The sequence below is a fragment of the Rhodococcus sp. KBW08 genome (genome assembly GCF_003852455.1).
In the GTDB taxonomy this organism is placed as follows: Bacteria; Actinomycetota; Actinomycetes; order Mycobacteriales; family Mycobacteriaceae; genus Rhodococcus_F; species Rhodococcus_F baikonurensis.
Genome location: NZ_QAJJ01000011.1, coordinates 151,752 through 169,907 on the forward strand (window position 1 = coordinate 151,752; position 18,156 = coordinate 169,907).

The following is an 18,156-nucleotide window of genomic DNA, read 5'->3' on the forward strand; positions in this document are numbered from 1 at the left end:
TGTGCTGTGGCTGCCAGATTAGTCACAGCTCCGAAGTGCTCGCTAGTGACCCACTGCACTGGCGAAGAACCACGCTATGAGTAGCGCCCCCGGATCGACCACTCCGCGAGCGGCTTCGCCCACATAACTTGCACGTCCGCGGTTCGCGAGCATGGTTTCGGTCGACTCCGCCCCGGCCCTTGCCGCGTCCGCTGCGCTCGCCAGAGCAGTGTCCCGATCCGCTTCTGCGGTCACGGATTGTTCCAACGACTCGACCGCCGGAACTATCGCGTCGACCATCGTCTTGTCGCCGACGCGTGCGCCGCCGAGCGAGGTGATGTTGTCGAGCCCCGCCCGCGCTGCAGCCGCGATCGCACCGAGGCCGAGTTCGGAGTCCGCCGAGTCTGCGGCGACGCGGAAGAAATGCCGGAACCAGATGCCGAACAACGCACCGGACGTACCACCGGCATGGCCGAGGTACGCCTGTGAGACTGCATCGAATATCGTTGCGGTGGAATATGTGTCACGGATCGCCGAGATGTCGAGCTGATCCAGTGCGGCCACCATGTTGGTTCCGAAATCGCCGTCGCCCGCGCGTCGATCGAGATCGGTCAGTGCCGGCTCCTGCTCCAGTACCTTTTCGGCCCAGTCCGCAATCCAGCTGCCGACGAAGCTGCTTTCGGCCGTGCGTGAGGTGTCGGGTGTGAATGTGGGACCGAATGATTCGCGCTTGCCGACACCGGTGTACTCACGCGCCATAGCATTCGGCCAGGCGGGCGCTTTTGTTGGTGCGTCCCATAATTCGAGGATTTCTTTGTCTGTGCGAACAAGGGTGATGGATGCCCCGGCCATGTTCAATGCAGTGACGAACGTTCCGATCAATGTCCGCTCGATGTGAATTCCCTGTTCGTCCAGATATTCTCCGAGTTCGGCGAACAGTATTTGCAACTCCAGCGGGTGGGTTGCACCGAGACCGTTGACGACGGCGATGACGCGATCACCTTCGGCGAGACTCAGGGACTTGATGATCGGGTCCGTCAGCCGCTGCACCAATTCCGGTGCGGGCAGGGCGTCCACGCGTTCTGTGCCGCGTTCGCCGTGGATTCCGATACCGAGTTCCATCTGGCCGTCCGGTAGGTCGAAGGACGGCTCGTCAGCCCCCGGCAAAGTACACGGGCGCAGAGCGACGGCCATGCTTCGTGCGGAGTGCGCGACGTGTTGTCCGATCCGGGTCACCTCGGCCAGGTCGTCGCCGCGGGCGGCGGAAGCGCCGCAGACCTTCTCCACCACGATGGTTGCCGCAGTACCGCGTCGCCCCGGGCCGCTGCCGTCCGCGCGTTCCGTCGCGACGTCGTCGTCCACCAGCACGACGTCTGTGTCGATCTTGTCCTCGCGTAGCAACTCTCGCGCGATGCCGAAGTTCATCACGTCGCCGGTGTAGTTCTTCACGATGTGCAGAACGCCGCCGCCCGCATCGGCAGCCTTGGATCCCTCGTGGATCTGAAGTGCATTGGGTGAACTGAAGACCAAACCGGGGCAGACGGCCGTGAGCATTCCTTCGCCGATGAATCCGGCGTGCATGGGTTCGTGACCGGAACCGCCACCGGAGACGAGTGCGACACGTCCGCGGGGAAGTGGTGTCGCGCGAGTGAGGTATCCCGGGTCGGGATTCCACGCGATGTCGTCGGTGGATGCGATCAACCCGCGGAGTGCGTCGGGAACAAATGTCTTTGCGCTGCGCATGAACATCACTTCAGAGTAGGTCTAACGTCGACTTCGGGCACGGATCACGATCGACGAGAGGTGGACGGCGTGAAATTGGGGTTGGTACTTGCCGGTGGCGGCGTAGCAGGAATTGCCTGGGAAACAGGTTTTCTGTTGGGCGTTCAGGAAAAATCTCCGGACGCTGCCGCAGCGTTGCTGACGGCGGACGTGTTCATCGGCACATCTGCAGGTTCCACGGTGAGCGCTCAGATTGCGGGCGGTGCAACACTGCAGGAACTTTTCGACGCTCAAACAGCGGAGGCGACCGGGGAGCTCGACCCGAAGATCGATGTCGAGATTCTCGGTCAGATGTTCGTCGACGCGATTGCAGGATCGCAGGACCGGGCCGAGCAACTCCGTGCGCTCGGCGAGGCGGCGACGGACGCCGACACCGTCGAACCCGCCGTGCGTCGTGCGGTCATCGAGGCGAGGCTGCGCAATCGCGTGTGGCCCGATCGCGAGTTGCGTATCCCGGCGATCAACACACGGACCGGTGAGTTGAGGGTGTTCGGCAATGCCGACGGCGTAGACCTGGTCGACGCAGTCGGAGCGAGTTGCGCCGTCCCCGGGGTGTGGCCGGTAGTCACGATCGACGGCGAGCGGTACATGGACGGCGGAATGGCAAGTGGCTCGAATGTTCAGTTGGCTGCCGACTGCGATGTGGTCGTGGTTCTTTCACCTGCAGCCGACCCCGCCCCGAATCTTCTCGGCGGCAGTCTACGAGAGGAAATCGATGTGATGGCGCCCAAGCGCGTGCTGCCGATCTTCGCCGACGACGCCGTCGTCGAAGCGATCGGAACCAACTCCCTCTCGCCGACAACCAGACGTCCGGCAGCTGAACTCGGCCGCGAACAGGGCCGTCGAACAGCCGACGAGATCGCCGCGTTTCTGGTGACGGCATGAGCGCCCCACGGATCGCCGTCGTCGTGCGCCCGGAGCAGTCCCCGGAGGATCTGGTTCGGCATGCGAGGTATGCCGACGAAGTGGGTATCGAGGAGGTCTGGCTGTGGGAGGACTGCTTCTTCGGCGGAGGAATTGCCACTGCTGCAACTGTATTGGCTGCAACCGAACGTCTGGGAGTAGCGATCGGTGTGCTGCCGACCCCGATGCGCAACACAGCGATCACGGCGATGGAGGTTTCGGCGCTGGCCAGAGTTCATCCGGATCGACTGCGGGTCGGCTTCGGTCACGGCGTTCAGAGTTGGATGCGGCAGATCGGCGCCAAGGCCGAATCGCCGTTGACCCTCCTCCGGGAGCAGTTCGGAGCAGTCGAGCGGCTACTGCGCGGTGAGTCGGTGACGGTTTCCGGTCGATACGTCAATCTCACGGACGTCGAGCTGGCGTGGCCCCCGGAGAAGGTGCCGCAGTTGCTCGTCGGTGCCACGGGGCCAAAGACTTTGGCGCTCAGTGGCGAGTTGGCTCAGGGCACCGTGCTCTCGGGAGGGACGACCCCGGACGGCGTGCGCCGAGCGATCGCTCACATCGGAACGCAGGATCACGAGGTGGTCGTTTACGTCATCTGTGCGTTTGGTTCTGGCGGTCGTGAGCGCGCCCTTGCCGAAGCCTTGGGGTCCGGGTGCGAGTCGCCGGAGGAAGCGATTGCCGCGGGCACTGCGGCCGACGTTGCGGCAGCAGCGCAGCGATGGACGGACGCGGGTGCGACCACCGTGGTACTCCAACCGACCGTTGACGAGCCGGACGTCCGAGAGTTCATTCGCCTTGTCGCGCAGGAGGTTCAACCGCTTCTGGCGTAGTTCAGGAGGCTATTCGGGACAGAACGGCGTCGATGTCGGCAGTGCTCACGTCTCGATGTGTCACGAACCGAACCTTCCCGGCAACGGTGACCGCGCCGACGTCGACAGCGGCCAGCTGAGCGACGGTGGCCGACGGATCGGCTGTGGCAGCGAGAACGATGTTGGTGGCGGGTTCGTCGACAGCCCAGCCGCGCTCACGAAGGCCCGACGCGAGGCGCTGCGCATTGTCGTGATCGTCCGACAATCGAGCTTGTGAGCGAAGCGCGACTATGCCGGCCGCGGCCAGCACGCCACCCTGGCGAACGCCGCCGCCGAGCATCTTGCGGATCCTTCGGGCTTCGGTGATCAATTCGGGTGATGCGGCCAGTATCGAGCCGACGGGCGCACCGAGTCCCTTGCTCAGGCACACCTGGACGGTATCGGCGCCGGAAGTCAACTCGGTAGGCGAAACGTCCAGTGCAGCAGCGGCATTCCAGAGACGGGCGCCGTCGAGGTGAACCTTCAAGTCGCGTGATCGCGCCGCGTCGACCAGCGTCGTCCATTCGGTTGGATTCATGACGGCGCCACCGGCGAAGTTGTGCGTGTTTTCCAGGCAGAGCAGCGTGGTGTTCAACGTGAAGTACGGGCCGGGGGAGCCTGCCGCCTTCACGACGGTCTCCGGGCTGGGACGTCCCGGTCCGCCGTCGTGCGGCAGCGCCACCGGCATTCCCTGGGCGAGCCAGGCGGCGGTGCCCAACTCGGAACCCAAGACGTGAGAGTGTTCCGGTGCCAGGAACTGATCGCCGCGGCGAAGGTGCAACATCAGCGCGATCAAGTTGCCCATCGATCCGCTCGGCACCCACAGCGCCGCCGGAAACCCCAGAGTGTGCGCCACTTCTTCCTCGAGCGCCGCCATGGTGGGGTCGTGGTCGAGGACGTCGTCACCGACCTCGGCGTCGGCCATGGCCTTGCGCATTTCCGCATCAGGCTTGGTGACGGTGTCCGAACGTAGGTCGATGTACGACGAAGTCATGGCTCATTCGATCAAGTTGCGCGATCCGGCGTCAAACCGCGGTGTTCTCAGGACGACTGTTCCGACATGATAAATCGATACCGCGAAGGGCATCTCCCGTGTGATGATGGGCGCCGGCATTCGCCGGTGAAGCGAACAAGAAGTGGAAGGGGACAGGCATGCGCGACTGGAAGCGAGCGTTGCACCTGCGCGGGCACTCACCCCGCGGCATTTCCCGTCCCGCATTCGGGGAACAGAGTGGCGCTGGATATATACCGTTCCCCAGTTATCGCACTTGCTCCTGACCAGTCTTCGTGTCCAGGAGTTCCACTCCTCGACATGAACTGAGACTTCCCATGCGGAACCCGAACCGCGCATCTACCGGCGCTTCTCACAGCTGGATGAACCGACCCGTCCGTGTACTCAACGCCACGTACGAGTACCTCGGTGAAGTGAGCGCCGATCGTGCGGTGGTCCTCATCGCCACCGGTTCCGCGCAGTCCACCGAAGACGTGATTCCGATATTTCCGGTGCGCTCCAAGCACGTCGAGATCCCACTGCCGCGCACAATCCTGCTCGCCGAGTACGTGTATGTCGCCCACCGGGTCACGGTCACCGATTCCAGCAGGGCGACGTTCGCCGGCATCTTCGACCGGGACGGTCGTCAATGTGCGTACTGCGCCGACCGGGCAACGACCATCGACCACGTCCAGCCGCGAAGCCGCAACGGGCCGAACACGTGGGGAAATCTGGTGGCCTGCTGCAGTTCCTGCAATCAGCACAAAGCGGACCGCACACCGGCTGAGGCCGGTATGCGGCTGCTGTGGGAACCGAAGGCACCTCGACGCATCGAGAAGGTGCAGCAGAAGATCTGGCGTGAACTGAGTCGGACGTGACGGTCGAAGGGAGTAAGGAATGAGCACTGACGAAATCTCGAATCTGGCTGAGCTTCTGCCGATCTCGGACGGACGGACCTGGTGGCAGGCGGAATGCCGAGGTGACCCCGAGCCGGACCGTTGGTTTCCCTTCCCGTCTGAGGGATACGACTACGCGACCGACGTGTGCAACAGATGCCCGATCGCGACTTCGTGTCGTGAATTCGCCTCTGTCACTGGTCAGACCGGAATCTGGGGTGGAGTGAAATTCGAGCAGGGCAGGATCGTCGCGGCGTGAGAGATCAGATTCCGGGCTCCGCGGCGATCGTGCCGGCCGATACCGCCCGACACAGAGCGTCGTGGTCACGTTCGGTCTGATCGGCATAGAGCCGAGCGAACCGGGTGAGGGCGGTATCGACCGCGTCCGAGCTTCCCAGGTAACCGGAAATCAGTGACGCACCACTGGTTCGGGCGTGCCCCTTCGCCAACAGACGACCACAGATCGCGACGTAGTCGGTCAGCGCTGCTGCGTCGATATTGTTCAGGTCCACAGAACCTTTCATGTTCCGGAACTGACGGACGTAGTACTGGCGGTCGTCGACGGTGCACCAACCGAGCAGTGGATCGCTGACCGTCTGGAGAGCCTGCTGATATTCCGCGACGCGTCGTCCTTGGTGATCGTGCCAGGCGGAGTCGCCGTGCACGAAGGGCGCAACCACGGATCGGCGTGCCTGTTTGAGCTGTAAGAAGATGACGTCGTCCGGGATGCTCCCTTCGCACAGTGCGACATAGGCACGCAGAGCGACGCTTCCGACTCCGACGACCCGGTGCGCGACGTCGATGACGTTGTATCCCGAGACCACGCGGCGCCAGTGCGGTGCAAGGGTTTCGAGATACTCGTCCAGGCCTTCCAGGAGGAAGTCGGTGTCCTGCGGTGTGAGTCGTGTTGTGAGCGGCGGGTTCTCGAGTAGTTGGCGTCGCCCGTGATCCTCGATGGTGAACCGTGGCACTGCGTGATCGCTCGTCCGTCGTCGTGCGCGCTCCGCGGCGCGTCGGATCTCCGCCAGCAATCCGGGATCAGTGACGTGGTCGGTGAGTCCGTCGAGATCGACCCGGTCGAAGGAGCGATCGAACAGTGGACGTTCGGACAGCTTTGCCAGGTGGAGGCGATACGCGGACACACACGAGGTTGTTGCTGTTTCGCATTGAGCTTCGGTGAGACCGTTCTGCCGCCCGGCCACCCAGATACTCGCGGCCAGCCTTCGCAGATCCCATTCCCAGGGGCCGGGATGTGCTTCGTCGAAATCGTTGAGGTCTATGACAAGTTCGCGTTCCGGGGATCCGTAGAACCCGAAGTTTCCGACGTGCGCATCCCCACAGATGACGGGTGTGATGCCGGTGGACGGGAGCTGCGCCATGTCCTCGGCCATCAATCCGGCAGTACCGCGCAGAAATCCGTACGGTGAAGCGACCATGCGTCCCACCCGAATCGGAACCAACCAGTCGAGTCTTCCCTCGTGTGCCGTGTTGACCTGATCGACCGGGTCACGTCGGTCGGGTGGGGGCGTCCAGTCACCGAGCGACGAGCGCGCTACTCGCTTACGCAGACCTTTCCCGATCTTGCGACGCTCACTGCGAGGCGTCTGACGCGCCCGCAGCGTCGCCCTGCCGTCCGGTTCGTTCTCGAGAGCCAACTGACCGGCAGGCCTGCTCAGCGGGTCCATGTCGGGCTCTCTTTCGTCGGGCGTGCGAAACTCGCGCTCGATCTTATGCCCGCCGGATTGCGCGCCGCGCGACGAGTTCCTTAACTACCCGCCTGGGCAATCAACTCGACAGCGCGGTCGGCGCACAGTTCCGGATCCGGCATTCTCCCGATACCGAGGCATTCGACAACGGCGAACGACGCATCCGGTGTGGTTTCCACGCCGAGCGCCCACCCGAAGTAGTGGTTCCAGGCGAGTACGGCTCGGTGGCCACTGTGCTGCGGAATCTCGCTGCCCAGAACGAGTACTGCGTCGAACGCGGGGCCGTCGCACCAGATGACCGATTCGGCGAAGGTGGAGCTGGCGACCGCGACTACGTACCTGTGACAAGTCGATTCATTCGGAATGGCGATGTGTGCACGCATGGTCGCTCCTCCGGCTCGGTTGCGATCGGAGGGTTCCCCGTTGCCGGCGCCGAAAAAACGCTTGGCAGATTACGTCCCGGCCACAGATCTACGACGCAGACGGTGCCTGAGATGTTTTTGTGCTGCCCGCGCCACCGAGCGAGCCGAGAGATACTGCTCGGCCGGTATCAACCGGGAACCGAACAAGTAGAACCTTCGAGCTTCGTCTTTGTCATGGGTGGCCGCGGAGATCAGCAGACGTTCGATCGCGGTGAACTTTCGCCCACCGGCGTACCCGCTCATGTAGTCGATATGGCTCGTCATACTCGCTCTGGCACTGCGGTATTCGGTCAAGGCAGCGTTCACGTTCCGATGTGAGTCGAGTGGGTGCGCCGTCGTCTCCGTCAGCATGTGCGCGGTGGCGTCGACCAGCATCTGTGCGGTCTCGAGTGCCCACGAGCATCCGATGCCCCACAGCGGGTCGTTGGTTGCCGCGGCGTCGCCGATGAGTGCGAACCCGTTACCTACCGGTTCCGTGAGAGTTGTGGAGAAGTGCTTGGTACCAACGATCTTCCCGACGATGTGCTCGCGGCGAATCAGTGGAGCGCCGGGTAGTGCATTGGCGTATTCGAGGAAAGCGGTAGACAGGTCGCCGGTGAACGAGCCGAGCTTGTCGAGGGCGGGGAAGACGACCAGCACGCTGATTCCGCCGTCGTTGGGGAGCAGATAGGCGACGTCGGGATCCATGAACCACGACAGCGAAGATTCTCCGTCGGGTCGTTCGAGTCCGGAGAGTTGGGCGAAGTAGCTGAAACGTCCGTTGGATGCAGTCACGGAGTCGCAACGCGCGGATCGTGCGACGGTCGAATCCTTGCCGTCTGCTCCGACGGTCAATCGTGCTTCCACAGTGAAGGCCGAACCCTGTGCGGTTCCGTAGACGCCTGCAGTAGCGCCGTTCTCGGTCAGCAACCCGGAAACACGATGTCCGAGAAGAAGGTCGACGTTCGGGTAGTCGTTCGCGAGTTGGCGCAGGAGGGGATCGAGCGTTTCCCTTCGGACGTTGAACCCAGGTGGCGACGAGTCGTCTGTGGTGTCAGGGGTGATCCATCCCCATGGGGTCCAGAACTTCGGAACGGTTTCCACCATTCCCAGGGCGAGCAGTTTTTCCGTAGCGCCGAGTCGTTGCAGGATCGGCGCACCGCACGGTTGTAGGTGGTGAGTGCACAGGACCTTGTGCGCCCGGACGTCGGAGCGAGCGTCGAGAAGCGCTATCCGCAGACCTTGTTGCGCGTACATGATTGCGGCCGCGCATCCAGCGATGCTCGCGCCGACAATCACGACGTCATATTTTGCTCGTGCCTTCGAAGTCACGCCGACAAGTTTAATGCATAAGGTTATAACTTAAATATGACCGGATTTAGTCATCGTGTTCGGGCGTTAAGTCCCGAACTGCGGCGCGAATGGACTGTTCACGAAGCTCGTTCTCTCTGCGCAGTTCACGACGCCGACGCCCGGCCTCGAATCGCTGCCTCGCGATTGTTTCGGTCGGCCGGAGTTGGGGGACCTCAGCCGGTTTTCCGTCGCTTCCCATTGCGACCATCGTGAAGTAGCAACTATTGGTGTGTCGAGATTTTCCGAGAAGAATGTCTTCGGTTTCGACGCGTATTCCGATTTCCATCGACGTGCGACCGGTGTAATTGACGGAAGCGCTGAACGTGACGAGTTCTCCGACGTGCACCGGTTCACGGAAGACCACACGATCCACCGACAGGGTCACGACGTACGTCTGGGCGTATCGACTCGCGCACGCATAGGCAACCTGGTCGAGAAATTTCAGAATCGTTCCGCCGTGAACGTTGCCCGAGAAGTTGGACATGTCCGGCGTCATGAGGACGGTCATGGACAGGGTGTGTTTCGACGCTCGCTTCGATGCTTGCGTCGATTCGGGCAGGGAGGTCGATTCAGACATCGAGCGGGCCTCTTCGGGTCGTTGGACGGTGAGGAGACCGTATCCGGCAAAGCTGGTTACCCGCGCGTTCGGAATGGTGCGGTATCAGCGTTCGGGACAGTGCCCACGTGGAGGATGTATTCGCTGGTGGCGACGGGGCTGGCCGCGCTCGACCTGAGATAGGGCGCGAGCGTCGAGCGGAGGTGCGCTGACATCGAAGCCCAATTCCCTGCGCGTCGAACGGTCTCGCGAAAGTCCTTCAACGCCGGTGCCTGGTCGCACAGTTCCTCGACGGGGTCCGATCCGGCAGGTAGGTGCCATTCGAGCACGTGAGAGGTCGAACGCACCGATACCAATCCCGCTGCCGCCTTCTCGAATTCGCTCGAGTTCGACCATGTCGTCGGTAGTGGTGTGATGCCATTCCGCGTAGAGGCGGCCTCCCTGCGGAGTGCTGCTGCCCACCCGTTCTCCGACCACGTTGCGACACAAACGCTTCCGCCCGGCCGGGTCACCCGCATCATTTCCGAGAGGGCGATCGCGGGGTCGGGACAGAAGATGATCCCGAAGATGCTGACACAGGCGTCGGCGCTCGAATCCGGCCACGGCAAAGACTGTGCATCGCCGACTGTGAAGGTGGGTTCGGTGGTGCCGGGGTGGGGAATCCAGCGTTCGCGCGCGACCTCGAGCTGGCTGGCGGAGAGATCGAGTGCGTGGACTGCGATGCCGGACCGGGCCGCCGGCAGCGCAAAGTTCCCGGTTCCGGCGCAGACGTCGTACACCGTGCTGACGTGTCCGATCGCACTCAGTGCCTTCATCGACGCCGGTGAGAGTTGTTCGGCAAGCGGGGAATACGTTGCACCGTTCCATTTTCCCCGATTCACGACAAGCTCCTCTCAATTGTGTCGATGACCGTGTCTAGCGCTGCGCCGGCCGCACGCGCCGCCTTGTCTGGGTTGCCTTCCTCGATGGCTGCGATCAAGGCGCGGTGCTCGTCGACGGGGAATCCCGGACCGATGCTCACGGTGGACAGTGAATCCGTGACGGCGGCAAGGACTCCCCGGTAGACGTCGATCAGTGCGGAATTGTGGGACGCCTCGACGATCGAAAGGTGCAGGGCCAGGCCGGCTTCGACAGTGAAGCCGCCGACGTGTCCGGGGTGGGCGTTCCAGGCGGCGTGTATCCGCGCGAGATCTTCGGGGGTGCGGTGCTGCGCTGCGAGGCGCGCGGCTTCGACCTCGAGTCCGCGTCGCAAGCTCAGTACGTCGAGAACGTCGCTTCTGGCGAGTCGGCGCCCGAGTAGTCCTTCGACCGGCGACGCCGCCATGACGTACACGCCGCCGCCGTGACGAACGGACAGAACTCCGGCGTGTGCAAGAGCCCGTACCGCTTCGCGCATGGTGTTTCGGGCAACTCCCAATTCCTCGACCAGTGCGGTCTCCGGCGGGAGTTTTGATCCGACGGGCCATCGACCGGTCGATATCGCCTCCTCGATCGCCGCAGCGACGATGTCTACCTTGCGCCCGGAATCGGACATGTGTGCCACCTCAGGTAAGTGGGTCAATGACTTGACCGAGGTTAGCGCGTCCGACCAAGTGGGTCAATGACTTGGACTTTACCCGCGTACGTCCAGGCTGCGGGCGTAGTGCTCCTTGAACACCTCGAGATGAGCCCAGGATTCCAAGCCGCTGACGCCGTCGATCCCGCGGATTCGTTCGGACAGCGCATGCAGGTCGCTCGAGGAGTTGGCAGCAACCGTCGCGATCACGTCGTATCGTCCCAGTGTCCGGGCGAGGAATTCGATTCCGGGCAGGGATTCGATTTCCGATACCGCGTTGTCGTCCCGTGAGCCCAGATTGACGCCGATGCCCATCGCCAACGTCCGGCCACCGCCTCGCCGCTTGACGACGGCGCCGACGCGCAGCGCCGTGCTCGCGATCAGGTGATTGACCCGGTTGCGTACGGCACTCGGTGACAGTCCGGTGTGTTCGGCCAGTTCGAGAAACGGCATGCGCCCGTTGCGTTCGAGTAGTTCGATCAACGCGACATCAGTCGAGTCGAGGCGGATATCGGCTTGTAAAGCGCTCTCGGGCATGAAGATTCCCTTGATGACGTCGACGTAGACCAGCGTGCTCACCGATCGAACGCCACGTTGTGAGCGGAGTTCGGCGATGGCACGGTACAGATCGTCGTGACTGGGCACCCGAAGTTCCGCAATCACGTTGTACTGCCCGCTGACTGCCGAGATGTAGACGGCGGCCTCGGATTCGATCAACGCGTCCAGCACCGGAGTCATCGGTCCGGACACTGCGATCGAGACGTGCGCAAGCGCCTTCAGTCCGAGAAGTTCGGGGTGTGCGACGGCCACTACGGACACCGTTCCCGAATCGAGTAGCGCCTGCACTCTGGTGGACACCGCCGCTCGTGGTGCGTCGACCGCCACGGACAGTTCGCGGTACGTCGCTCGCCCGTTGCGCTGAAGTGCGGCAATGAGCTTGGAATCGAGATCGACCGTCATGGTTGCCCCAACTTTTCCAGAGATTTTTCTGTATGAGCTTCCTATTAGAACAGTCGCATGTGGCTATGAATGATGCGGATAAGTGCAGAAATGCTCGAAAACTCGCACAAAAAAGTTGTGTACCGCATGGTCTGAAACTTTGATGCATTGCATAGCGCCAGGTCAGGGCGTAGTTTTCGCTCAACACGCAGTGACCTGCACCACCATCTCGACGAAGGACCACCATGCGCAAGTTGCACACGCACGAAGCCTCGCCTCTCGACGCCACCGGCACGATCTTCACCGGTGCCAAGATCCACACCGTTGACGACAACACGGCAGGCGCTGAAGCGTTCCTGGTGTTCGGAAACCGCTTTGCCGCGGTGGGAACACTCGAGGAATGCCGCACCGAGGCGCGTCGGCTGAGCACTCGCACGACCGCGGTGGTCGAACTCGACGGCGCCACCGTCGTCCCCGGCTTCGTCGATCCGCATGCACACCCGTTGATGTACGGGCAGATGCTCAGCTGGGTGGACTGTGGGCCGGAGAAGGCACATTCCATCCCCGGAATCATTGCGCTACTTCAGGAAGCGGCGCTCACGGCTCCTGCGGGTGTCCCGATTCGTGGCTACGGCTACGAGCATCGCAACCTGATCGAAGGGCGCCATCCACTCAAGGAAGAGCTCGATCAGGTGGCCACCGATCGCGAGGTCTACCTCATGAACGCGAGCGGTCACGGCGGCGTCGTCAACTCCTTCACTTTCGACAAGCACGGCATTGACGCGAGCACCGAGAATCCTGCCGGTGGCGAGTTCTTCCGAGATGCAGACGGTGAACTCACCGGTGAGCTCTCCGACGCCGCGTGCAACATCCTCACCGGCGTCAACGGAGTGAAGGTCGGTCATCACGGACCCAACTTCCATCTCGAGGACGAGCCCGAAGAACACCTTCGTCAGCTCTCGGTCGCTCAGGACAAGTTCCTGGCCGGCGGCGTCACCACCATCGGCGACTGCCAGGTGACCCGTCGTGAATTCGACATGTACCTGCGTCTGGCCGAGCAGGATCAGCTCAAGACCCGCATCAGCATGTACATGCTCAGCCACCTCCTCGATCACGTCATCGACACGGGAATGCACGGCGCCTTCGGCAATTCGCGGCTCGCGTTCGGCGGCATCAAGTTCTACGCCGACGGCACTCTCGGCGGCTGGACCGCATACTTCCCCGACGGTTACGTCGGCGACCCGTGCCGCACCGGGCAGCTCTATCACGAGCCGGCGGACTACTCGGATCTGATTGCCAAGGCGCACTCGGTGGGTCTGCAGACCGCCACGCACGCTCAATCTCCGACCGCCATCGACATGGTGCTCGATGCCATCGAAGCTGCGCAGAAGGCTCACCCCGACGCCGACGCTCGTCACCGCATCGAGCACTGCGGTCTCCCGACTGCCGAGCAGATCGCCCGGATGAACCTGGCCGGCGTCTACCCGGTGAACCAGCCGCAGCACTACTACAACTGGGGCGAGGGCGTCACTGCTGCGATCGGTACGCCGGGTGAGCGGTTCAACCCCCTCGGCGAGTTCATCGCTGCCGAGGTTCCGGTGACCATCAGCTCCGACGCCCCCGTCGCCGAGCCCAAGCCGCTCGAAGCAATTCAGGCAGCCGTGACTCGTGTGACGCGTCAGGGCCATCAGCTCGGCTCCGATGCACTCCGCATCACCGCCGACCAGGCATTGCAGGCTCACACGCTCAACGGTGCGCGTGCGCTGGGCCGTGAAGCAGAGCTGGGCAGCATCTCGGTCGGCAAGCGGGCAGACTTCGTCATTCTGGGCGCGGACCCCCTCGAGGTTCCGGCCGACGCGATTGCGCAGATCGAGGTCCGGGAGACCTGGATCGACGGCGAACTCGCACATTCAGGTCATAACCACCTATTGTCGAGCACTTCGACCACCGAGGAAAAGTAATGAACCGAGAGCAACAGATCGTGAAGGCCCGCAAGGCGGGATTTGCAGCCTTCGTCGGTACAACTATCGAGTGGTACGACTTCTACGTATATGCCACGGCAGCCGCCCTGGTGTTCGGTGACATCTTCTTCCCGCCCGGAACCGATCGCCTGACCGGTGTTGCGGCGGCGTTCGCGACGTACGCCGTCGGGTTCTTCGCTCGCCCGCTCGGCGGAATCGTGTTCGGCCATGTCGGTGACAAGATGGGCAGGCGCACCGCACTCGTCGTCACGCTGACGCTGATGGGTGCAGGCACCTTCCTCATCGGCATGTTGCCCACTTACGCGTCGATCGGGTTCTGGGCGCCGCTGCTGCTGGTTCTGCTCCGTTTCGTCCAGGGCTTCGCCGTCGGTGGCGAATGGGGCGGCGCGGTCCTGATGGCCGTCGAGCATGCTCCCGAGGACAAGAAGACTTTCTACGGCGGTTTCGCCCAGCTCGGCAATCCTGCGGGTGCGCTTCTGGCCACCGGTTTCTTCAGCATTCTCTCCACCTTCGGCGACGACGCTCTGCGCGAGTGGGCTTGGCGTCTGCCGTTCCTCTGCTCTGCGCTGCTGATTCTGGTGGGCTTGGTCGTTCGCCTCAAGGTCGAAGAGTCTCCGGTGTTCGAGTCCGAGGTGAAGTCCGCGGACGTACCGGAAATGCTGCCGCTCAAGTACGCGCTGGTGACCAATTGGCGCCCGATCGTCCTGGGCATCGGCATTCTGCCCGTCGCAGTCGGCGGCTACTACCTCGTGACGACGTTCATCACGGCGTACGCAACCGATCCCGATGTCGGTTTGTCCGAGACGTTGATTCTCAACGCGCTCAGTGTTGCTGCCGTGGTCGAGTTGATCGCGACTCTCGGAGTGGCGTGGCTCGGCGACAAGGTGGGACGCGTCCGCGTCGTCATCTGGGGTCTTGCTGCGGTCGCAATACTCGCAGCGCCGCAGTTCCTGGTGCTGAAGTCCGGATCCGTGTTCCTGATCTTCCTGACCTTCGCTGTCATGCGACTGGTGCTGGCGGCCACGTACGGTCCGATCGCCGCCGTACTGTCGCAGATGTTCAAGCCGCAGGCTCGTTACACGAGCATCTCGTTGGCGTACCAGGGTGCAGGCGCGATCTTCGGCGGACTGTCCCCGCTGGTGTCGACGCTGATGTACAAGGCAACCGGCAGCATCTGGCCGGTCATCGCACTGCTGATCGGCATGTGCATCCTGAGCATCGTCTGCCTGCTCTTCGCTCCGCAGCACGTGGACGAAGCGACCGATACCGACGGCGTTCCGCAGAACCCGAACCCGCAGGGCCTGAACAAGGAATCCGCTTCTGCCTGACAACTGAAAACACGAAGCTGGGGCAGTACACGATTTCCGTGTACTGCCCCAGCTGTCGTTTCAGGTCAGTTGTCGTTCAGTGCCTGTTACGCGCCGACGAGATGGCGATGAAAATGATCGCTGCGGCGGTGCGCCTGGCTGAGATTTCTGATCTCACGCAGCCAGAAGTGAGACGCCAGCGCGTTGTTGCTTCCAAAGCCGGTGCCGGACGTGTCCTCGTCGATCAGGGCGACAAGCGCTTTGATCAGGCTGGTGACCTTGAGGTTGTTGGTCTGAGAATGTCGGACCAACAGCTCGGCGGCTTCGTCGGTGCTGCAACGGTAGAGGGTGCAGACGATTTCGATGGCGCGCTCGCGGATCCGGCCCGAAGTAGTCGGGATCCGAAGACCGTTCGTCGAGTTGCCGTTCGCCTGGTTGTTCGTGTCGTTGGGGTGAATCATGGTGTTGATCAAGGTATTCCTTTGAACCGCATGGGTTTTGGGCCCGTGCGGTGTGTAGCGCATGTTGATACTGGTGCAGTCGGTACGCGATTGGCGGCGGACTCCGTCGGAGTCTTCGGCCTGGTCAACAATCTGCGGGACTGATGAAAGTGCGTAGTGATCAAAGGCGCGGGTTTGCACCGAACTGGAAGTCTGCCCCTGGAACGAATACTGGAACTGTTGTCCCGGGCGAAGCGACCGGCTGCCTGACTGACGGCTGCCCTCTGATAACCCCACCGTACGTCATGGAGTTGGTTTCAGCTAATCCTTTTGCGGGCGATCGTGCTCACAGTAGGCGGTTTCACCTGCTCAGGGAGTGTTTACGTGGTCGATTATTGCTTGCTTGGTGATAGCCCAGGCGTCGCTTGTCGGGTTGCCGAATTCGCCGTGGCCGACGCCGGGTAGTTCGATCAGGTCGACCACGTCGCCTGCTGCTCGGGCTGCACGGGCGTAGCGCCGACTCTGTTCGATCGACACGACCTTGTCTCCGAGCCCGTGGATCGCTGTGACAGGGAGTCCGGTGGGGAGGTGTTCGATCGGTGATGCGATGCGGTAGCGATCAGGATGATCGGTAGGCATGCCGCCCAGAAGATTTCGAACAAAACGATCTTTGCCCGCGGTTGCGGCGAGCGTCATGTCGAAGACGCCGGCCATGATCGTCGCCGAGCGAACCGGCACGGTCAGGTCGGGTTCCGGAGCATCTGCACCCTGTTGTGAACGCGACGCCACCCAAGCGGCCAGTTGCCCACCCGCGGAGTATCCGGCGATATGTACACGGCTCAAATCCAGTCGCCCGGAAGCCTTTTCCTGCACGATGTCGGCCAGAGCGTTGGTAGCCGCAACGGTATCGGACAGCGTCGTCGGCCAACCGCCCTGTCCACCCACGCGTCTGTATTCGATGTTCCAGACCGCAATTCCGTAGGGGGTCAGCGTTTTTGCCCACGCACCCGCGTACTCGAGATTGCTCTTCTGCGCCCAGCCGCCGCCGTGGATCAATACGACGACCGGCAGATCGTCCTCCGACCCGGCTGGAAGATACAGATCGCCGAAAGTGTCTGCGGCGGCGGAGTATGCGATGCGCACCGGAGCGACGTTGCGGTCGAGGCCGGTTGCGCTGCTGACGGATGCGAGGAGGGCGAGTACACAGACGAGCACTACGGCGAGATACCCGGCCAAGCGGTCGCGGGAGCGGTGCGCGATGACCTGATTCCTCTCGGCGAGCGACGGATGATTGTTCGGAAATCAGTCTATCGGTGCCAGGTGAATTTATGGTGTGAGCGAACGGGCCGTACTTGCTCGTACGCGTAGTTCACTGCGAGTGTGGCTCTGAACTGCGGGTACGTCGCCGTCGATCAGGGCCAGTAGCGCACTGACAGCCAATGTAGCTTGCTCTTCCGGGAAGAAATCGACCGCAGTGATCGGGGGGTCGGCGGTCAGCAGAGCGGGTTCGTCGCTGTCCTGCGCAATCAAGACATTTCCGGGGATCGACAGCCCGAGGTCGAGTGCTGCCCTCGCGGCTGCGGGGGCGCAACCGAGGATGACCGACAGGATCGCGTCGGGTGGATTTTCGGACGTCAAGGCTTCGTGGGTCAATGCGTACGCCGTGGCGACCATTTTTTCGACGGTATCGACGCCCTCGAACGGCGTCGGTTCATCGGCGGCGCGGGGCGTCACTCCGTGCGTCCGGCACCACTCGAGGTATGCGGTGTTCGTTGCCCGGGTCCATGCCGAACCCATGCCGGGGTTGAGGATGAGTATGTCCGTCGCACCCTGTTCGGTGAGGTGGTTCAAGAGCGTTTCGGTAGTGGCGACGAGATCGGGTGAGATGCTCCATTCGAACTGGTCGGGGTTTCCGGGACCGACTGCGACAGCGGGGATTCCGATTTTCTTCAAGACGTCGACACGTGGGTCGTGCGTCATCGGGTCCACGACCAGCACGCCGTCCATCTCGATGCGGCGTAGTCCATTCGGATCTTTCATCGACGGCAGCAGCAGGAGCGAGTGATCGCCGTGGAATGCGGCCTGGGTCGCGGCGGTAGCCACGCGCCCGTACCAGTCGAAATTGAGGTACTCGGCCGATGACAGTTGGTCGGGAGCGGGGAGCATGAGCCCCAGGGTGGCGGTACGGCCGGTTCGAAGATTCTGTGCCGAGCGATTGGCCCGGTATCCCAGGCGGTCGGCAACCTCTTGAACTCGAGCTCGCGTGGCCGCGTCGACTCGGCCCTTGCCGTTGAGCGCATAGGAGACCGTTGACACCGCGACGCCGGCGGCGCTCGCGACATCGCGAAGCGTCGGAGTGTTCGGCATGGACATCGGGGTCGTTCCTCTACTCGCCGGTCGGTTTCTACCCAAGGGTAACGCTCGAACATCGGGCGCTGCTGCAGTTGGTGGACGGTTGTCTGAAGAAAGGCAATTGCCGAATCGTTTCACCGCAGCTATTGACACTGCTGAAACG

18 protein-coding genes are annotated in these 18,156 nt (G+C 62.7%); 6 read left to right on the plus strand and 12 right to left on the minus strand.

The window, feature by feature from the left end; genetic code table 11:
- Positions 1 to 42: 42 nt before the first annotated feature.
- Positions 43 to 1,728 carry a dihydroxyacetone kinase family protein gene (locus DBV08_RS15715; protein WP_172436665.1) on the minus strand — a complete coding sequence of 562 codons (1,686 nt, stop codon included), beginning with the start codon at positions 1,726 to 1,728 and terminating at the stop codon, positions 43 to 45.
- A gap of 54 nt (positions 1,729 to 1,782) precedes the next feature.
- Between DBV08_RS15715 and DBV08_RS15720 the strand changes: the two genes are divergently transcribed.
- Together DBV08_RS15720 and DBV08_RS15725 are read left to right on the plus strand one after the other, a co-directional pair.
- Complete coding sequence (locus DBV08_RS15720) at positions 1,783 to 2,646, plus strand: patatin-like phospholipase family protein (protein WP_124568026.1); 864 nt, start codon at positions 1,783 to 1,785, stop codon at positions 2,644 to 2,646.
- Complete coding sequence (locus tag DBV08_RS15725) at positions 2,643 to 3,497, plus strand: LLM class flavin-dependent oxidoreductase (RefSeq protein ID WP_095972339.1); 855 nt, start codon at positions 2,643 to 2,645, stop codon at positions 3,495 to 3,497. The genes DBV08_RS15720 and DBV08_RS15725 overlap by 4 nt, the downstream gene beginning before the upstream one ends.
- A 1-nt stretch (position 3,498) precedes the next feature.
- Here DBV08_RS15725 and DBV08_RS15730 read toward each other — a convergent pair whose 3' ends face one another.
- Entirely contained in the window at positions 3,499 to 4,509 is a 1,011-nt protein-coding gene (locus DBV08_RS15730; protein WP_095972340.1) for a low specificity L-threonine aldolase, read from the minus strand.
- Between the two features lie 335 nt (positions 4,510 to 4,844).
- Between DBV08_RS15730 and DBV08_RS15735 the strand changes: the two genes are divergently transcribed.
- Complete coding sequence (locus DBV08_RS15735; protein WP_124568027.1) at positions 4,845 to 5,384, plus strand: HNH endonuclease; 540 nt, start codon at positions 4,845 to 4,847, stop codon at positions 5,382 to 5,384.
- Between the two features lie 19 nt (positions 5,385 to 5,403).
- Positions 5,404 to 5,661, plus strand: a complete 258-nt coding sequence (locus tag DBV08_RS15740) for a WhiB family transcriptional regulator (RefSeq protein WP_095972342.1) — start codon at positions 5,404 to 5,406, stop codon at positions 5,659 to 5,661.
- Positions 5,662 to 5,665: 4 nt separating this feature from the next.
- Here DBV08_RS15740 and DBV08_RS15745 read toward each other — a convergent pair whose 3' ends face one another.
- From DBV08_RS15745 to DBV08_RS15775, 7 genes are all read right to left on the minus strand, one after another.
- Positions 5,666 to 7,087, minus strand: coding sequence for a DUF2252 domain-containing protein (locus tag DBV08_RS15745; protein ID WP_095972343.1), 1,422 nt, complete (start codon positions 7,085 to 7,087; stop codon positions 5,666 to 5,668).
- Between the two features lie 80 nt (positions 7,088 to 7,167).
- Positions 7,168 to 7,491 carry a DUF6292 family protein gene (locus DBV08_RS15750; protein WP_095972344.1) on the minus strand — a complete coding sequence of 108 codons (324 nt, stop codon included), beginning with the start codon at positions 7,489 to 7,491 and terminating at the stop codon, positions 7,168 to 7,170.
- 69 nt (positions 7,492 to 7,560) lie between these two features.
- Complete coding sequence (locus DBV08_RS15755) at positions 7,561 to 8,841, minus strand: NAD(P)/FAD-dependent oxidoreductase (protein ID WP_260395608.1); 1,281 nt, start codon at positions 8,839 to 8,841, stop codon at positions 7,561 to 7,563.
- Between the two features lie 46 nt (positions 8,842 to 8,887).
- Positions 8,888 to 9,370: an acyl-CoA thioesterase gene (locus DBV08_RS15760; RefSeq protein WP_172436667.1), complete on the minus strand. Its 483-nt coding sequence runs from the start codon at positions 9,368 to 9,370 to the stop codon at positions 8,888 to 8,890.
- Positions 9,371 to 9,495: 125 nt separating this feature from the next.
- The gene (locus DBV08_RS15765; RefSeq protein WP_124568028.1) at positions 9,496 to 10,299 is read right to left on the minus strand and encodes a class I SAM-dependent methyltransferase; all 804 of its coding nucleotides are present in this window, start codon (positions 10,297 to 10,299) and stop codon (positions 9,496 to 9,498) included.
- Positions 10,296 to 10,952, minus strand: a complete 657-nt coding sequence (locus DBV08_RS15770) for a FadR/GntR family transcriptional regulator (protein WP_124568029.1) — start codon at positions 10,950 to 10,952, stop codon at positions 10,296 to 10,298. Before DBV08_RS15770 ends, DBV08_RS15765 begins: the two co-directional genes overlap by 4 nt.
- Before the next feature lie 78 nt (positions 10,953 to 11,030).
- Positions 11,031 to 11,933 carry an Lrp/AsnC family transcriptional regulator gene (locus tag DBV08_RS15775; RefSeq protein WP_095972349.1) on the minus strand — a complete coding sequence of 301 codons (903 nt, stop codon included), beginning with the start codon at positions 11,931 to 11,933 and terminating at the stop codon, positions 11,031 to 11,033.
- 224 nt (positions 11,934 to 12,157) lie between these two features.
- Here DBV08_RS15775 and DBV08_RS15780 point away from each other — a divergent pair, with 224 nt between their 5' ends.
- Together DBV08_RS15780 and DBV08_RS15785 are read left to right on the plus strand one after the other, a co-directional pair.
- Entirely contained in the window at positions 12,158 to 13,873 is a 1,716-nt protein-coding gene (locus DBV08_RS15780; RefSeq protein WP_124568030.1) for an amidohydrolase, read from the plus strand.
- Positions 13,873 to 15,222 carry an MFS transporter gene (locus DBV08_RS15785; protein ID WP_124568031.1) on the plus strand — a complete coding sequence of 450 codons (1,350 nt, stop codon included), beginning with the start codon at positions 13,873 to 13,875 and terminating at the stop codon, positions 15,220 to 15,222. The genes DBV08_RS15780 and DBV08_RS15785 overlap by 1 nt, the downstream gene beginning before the upstream one ends.
- Positions 15,223 to 15,308: 86 nt before the next feature.
- On the opposite strand, the gene DBV08_RS15790 is transcribed toward DBV08_RS15785, so the two are convergent.
- From DBV08_RS15790 to DBV08_RS15800, 3 genes are all read right to left on the minus strand, one after another.
- Positions 15,309 to 15,842: an ANTAR domain-containing protein gene (locus DBV08_RS15790; RefSeq protein ID WP_260395609.1), complete on the minus strand. Its 534-nt coding sequence runs from the start codon at positions 15,840 to 15,842 to the stop codon at positions 15,309 to 15,311.
- Between the two features lie 168 nt (positions 15,843 to 16,010).
- Positions 16,011 to 16,877 carry a S9 family peptidase gene (locus DBV08_RS15795; RefSeq protein WP_206029119.1) on the minus strand — a complete coding sequence of 289 codons (867 nt, stop codon included), beginning with the start codon at positions 16,875 to 16,877 and terminating at the stop codon, positions 16,011 to 16,013.
- A gap of 90 nt (positions 16,878 to 16,967) precedes the next feature.
- Complete coding sequence (locus DBV08_RS15800; RefSeq protein ID WP_124568032.1) at positions 16,968 to 18,014, minus strand: LacI family DNA-binding transcriptional regulator; 1,047 nt, start codon at positions 18,012 to 18,014, stop codon at positions 16,968 to 16,970.
- Positions 18,015 to 18,156: the final 142 nt, after the last annotated feature.

Coding starts and splice junctions, on each gene's coding strand:
- DBV08_RS15715 (WP_172436665.1), bottom strand. CDS start 1,728: ATGTTCATGCGCAGCGCAAAGACATTTGTTCCCGACGCACTCCGCGGG.
- DBV08_RS15725 (WP_095972339.1), top strand. CDS start 2,643: ATGAGCGCCCCACGGATCGCCGTCGTCGTGCGCCCGGAGCAGTCCCCG.
- DBV08_RS15730 (WP_095972340.1), bottom strand. CDS start 4,509: ATGACTTCGTCGTACATCGACCTACGTTCGGACACCGTCACCAAGCCT.
- DBV08_RS15735 (WP_124568027.1), top strand. CDS start 4,845: ATGCGGAACCCGAACCGCGCATCTACCGGCGCTTCTCACAGCTGGATG.
- DBV08_RS15740 (WP_095972342.1), top strand. CDS start 5,404: ATGAGCACTGACGAAATCTCGAATCTGGCTGAGCTTCTGCCGATCTCG.
- DBV08_RS15745 (WP_095972343.1), bottom strand. CDS start 7,087: ATGGACCCGCTGAGCAGGCCTGCCGGTCAGTTGGCTCTCGAGAACGAA.
- DBV08_RS15750 (WP_095972344.1), bottom strand. CDS start 7,491: ATGCGTGCACACATCGCCATTCCGAATGAATCGACTTGTCACAGGTAC.
- DBV08_RS15760 (WP_172436667.1), bottom strand. CDS start 9,370: ATGACCGTCCTCATGACGCCGGACATGTCCAACTTCTCGGGCAACGTT.
- DBV08_RS15770 (WP_124568029.1), bottom strand. CDS start 10,952: ATGTCCGATTCCGGGCGCAAGGTAGACATCGTCGCTGCGGCGATCGAG.
- DBV08_RS15775 (WP_095972349.1), bottom strand. CDS start 11,933: ATGACGGTCGATCTCGATTCCAAGCTCATTGCCGCACTTCAGCGCAAC.
- DBV08_RS15780 (WP_124568030.1), top strand. CDS start 12,158: ATGCGCAAGTTGCACACGCACGAAGCCTCGCCTCTCGACGCCACCGGC.
- DBV08_RS15785 (WP_124568031.1), top strand. CDS start 13,873: ATGAACCGAGAGCAACAGATCGTGAAGGCCCGCAAGGCGGGATTTGCA.
- DBV08_RS15800 (WP_124568032.1), bottom strand. CDS start 18,014: ATGTCCATGCCGAACACTCCGACGCTTCGCGATGTCGCGAGCGCCGCC.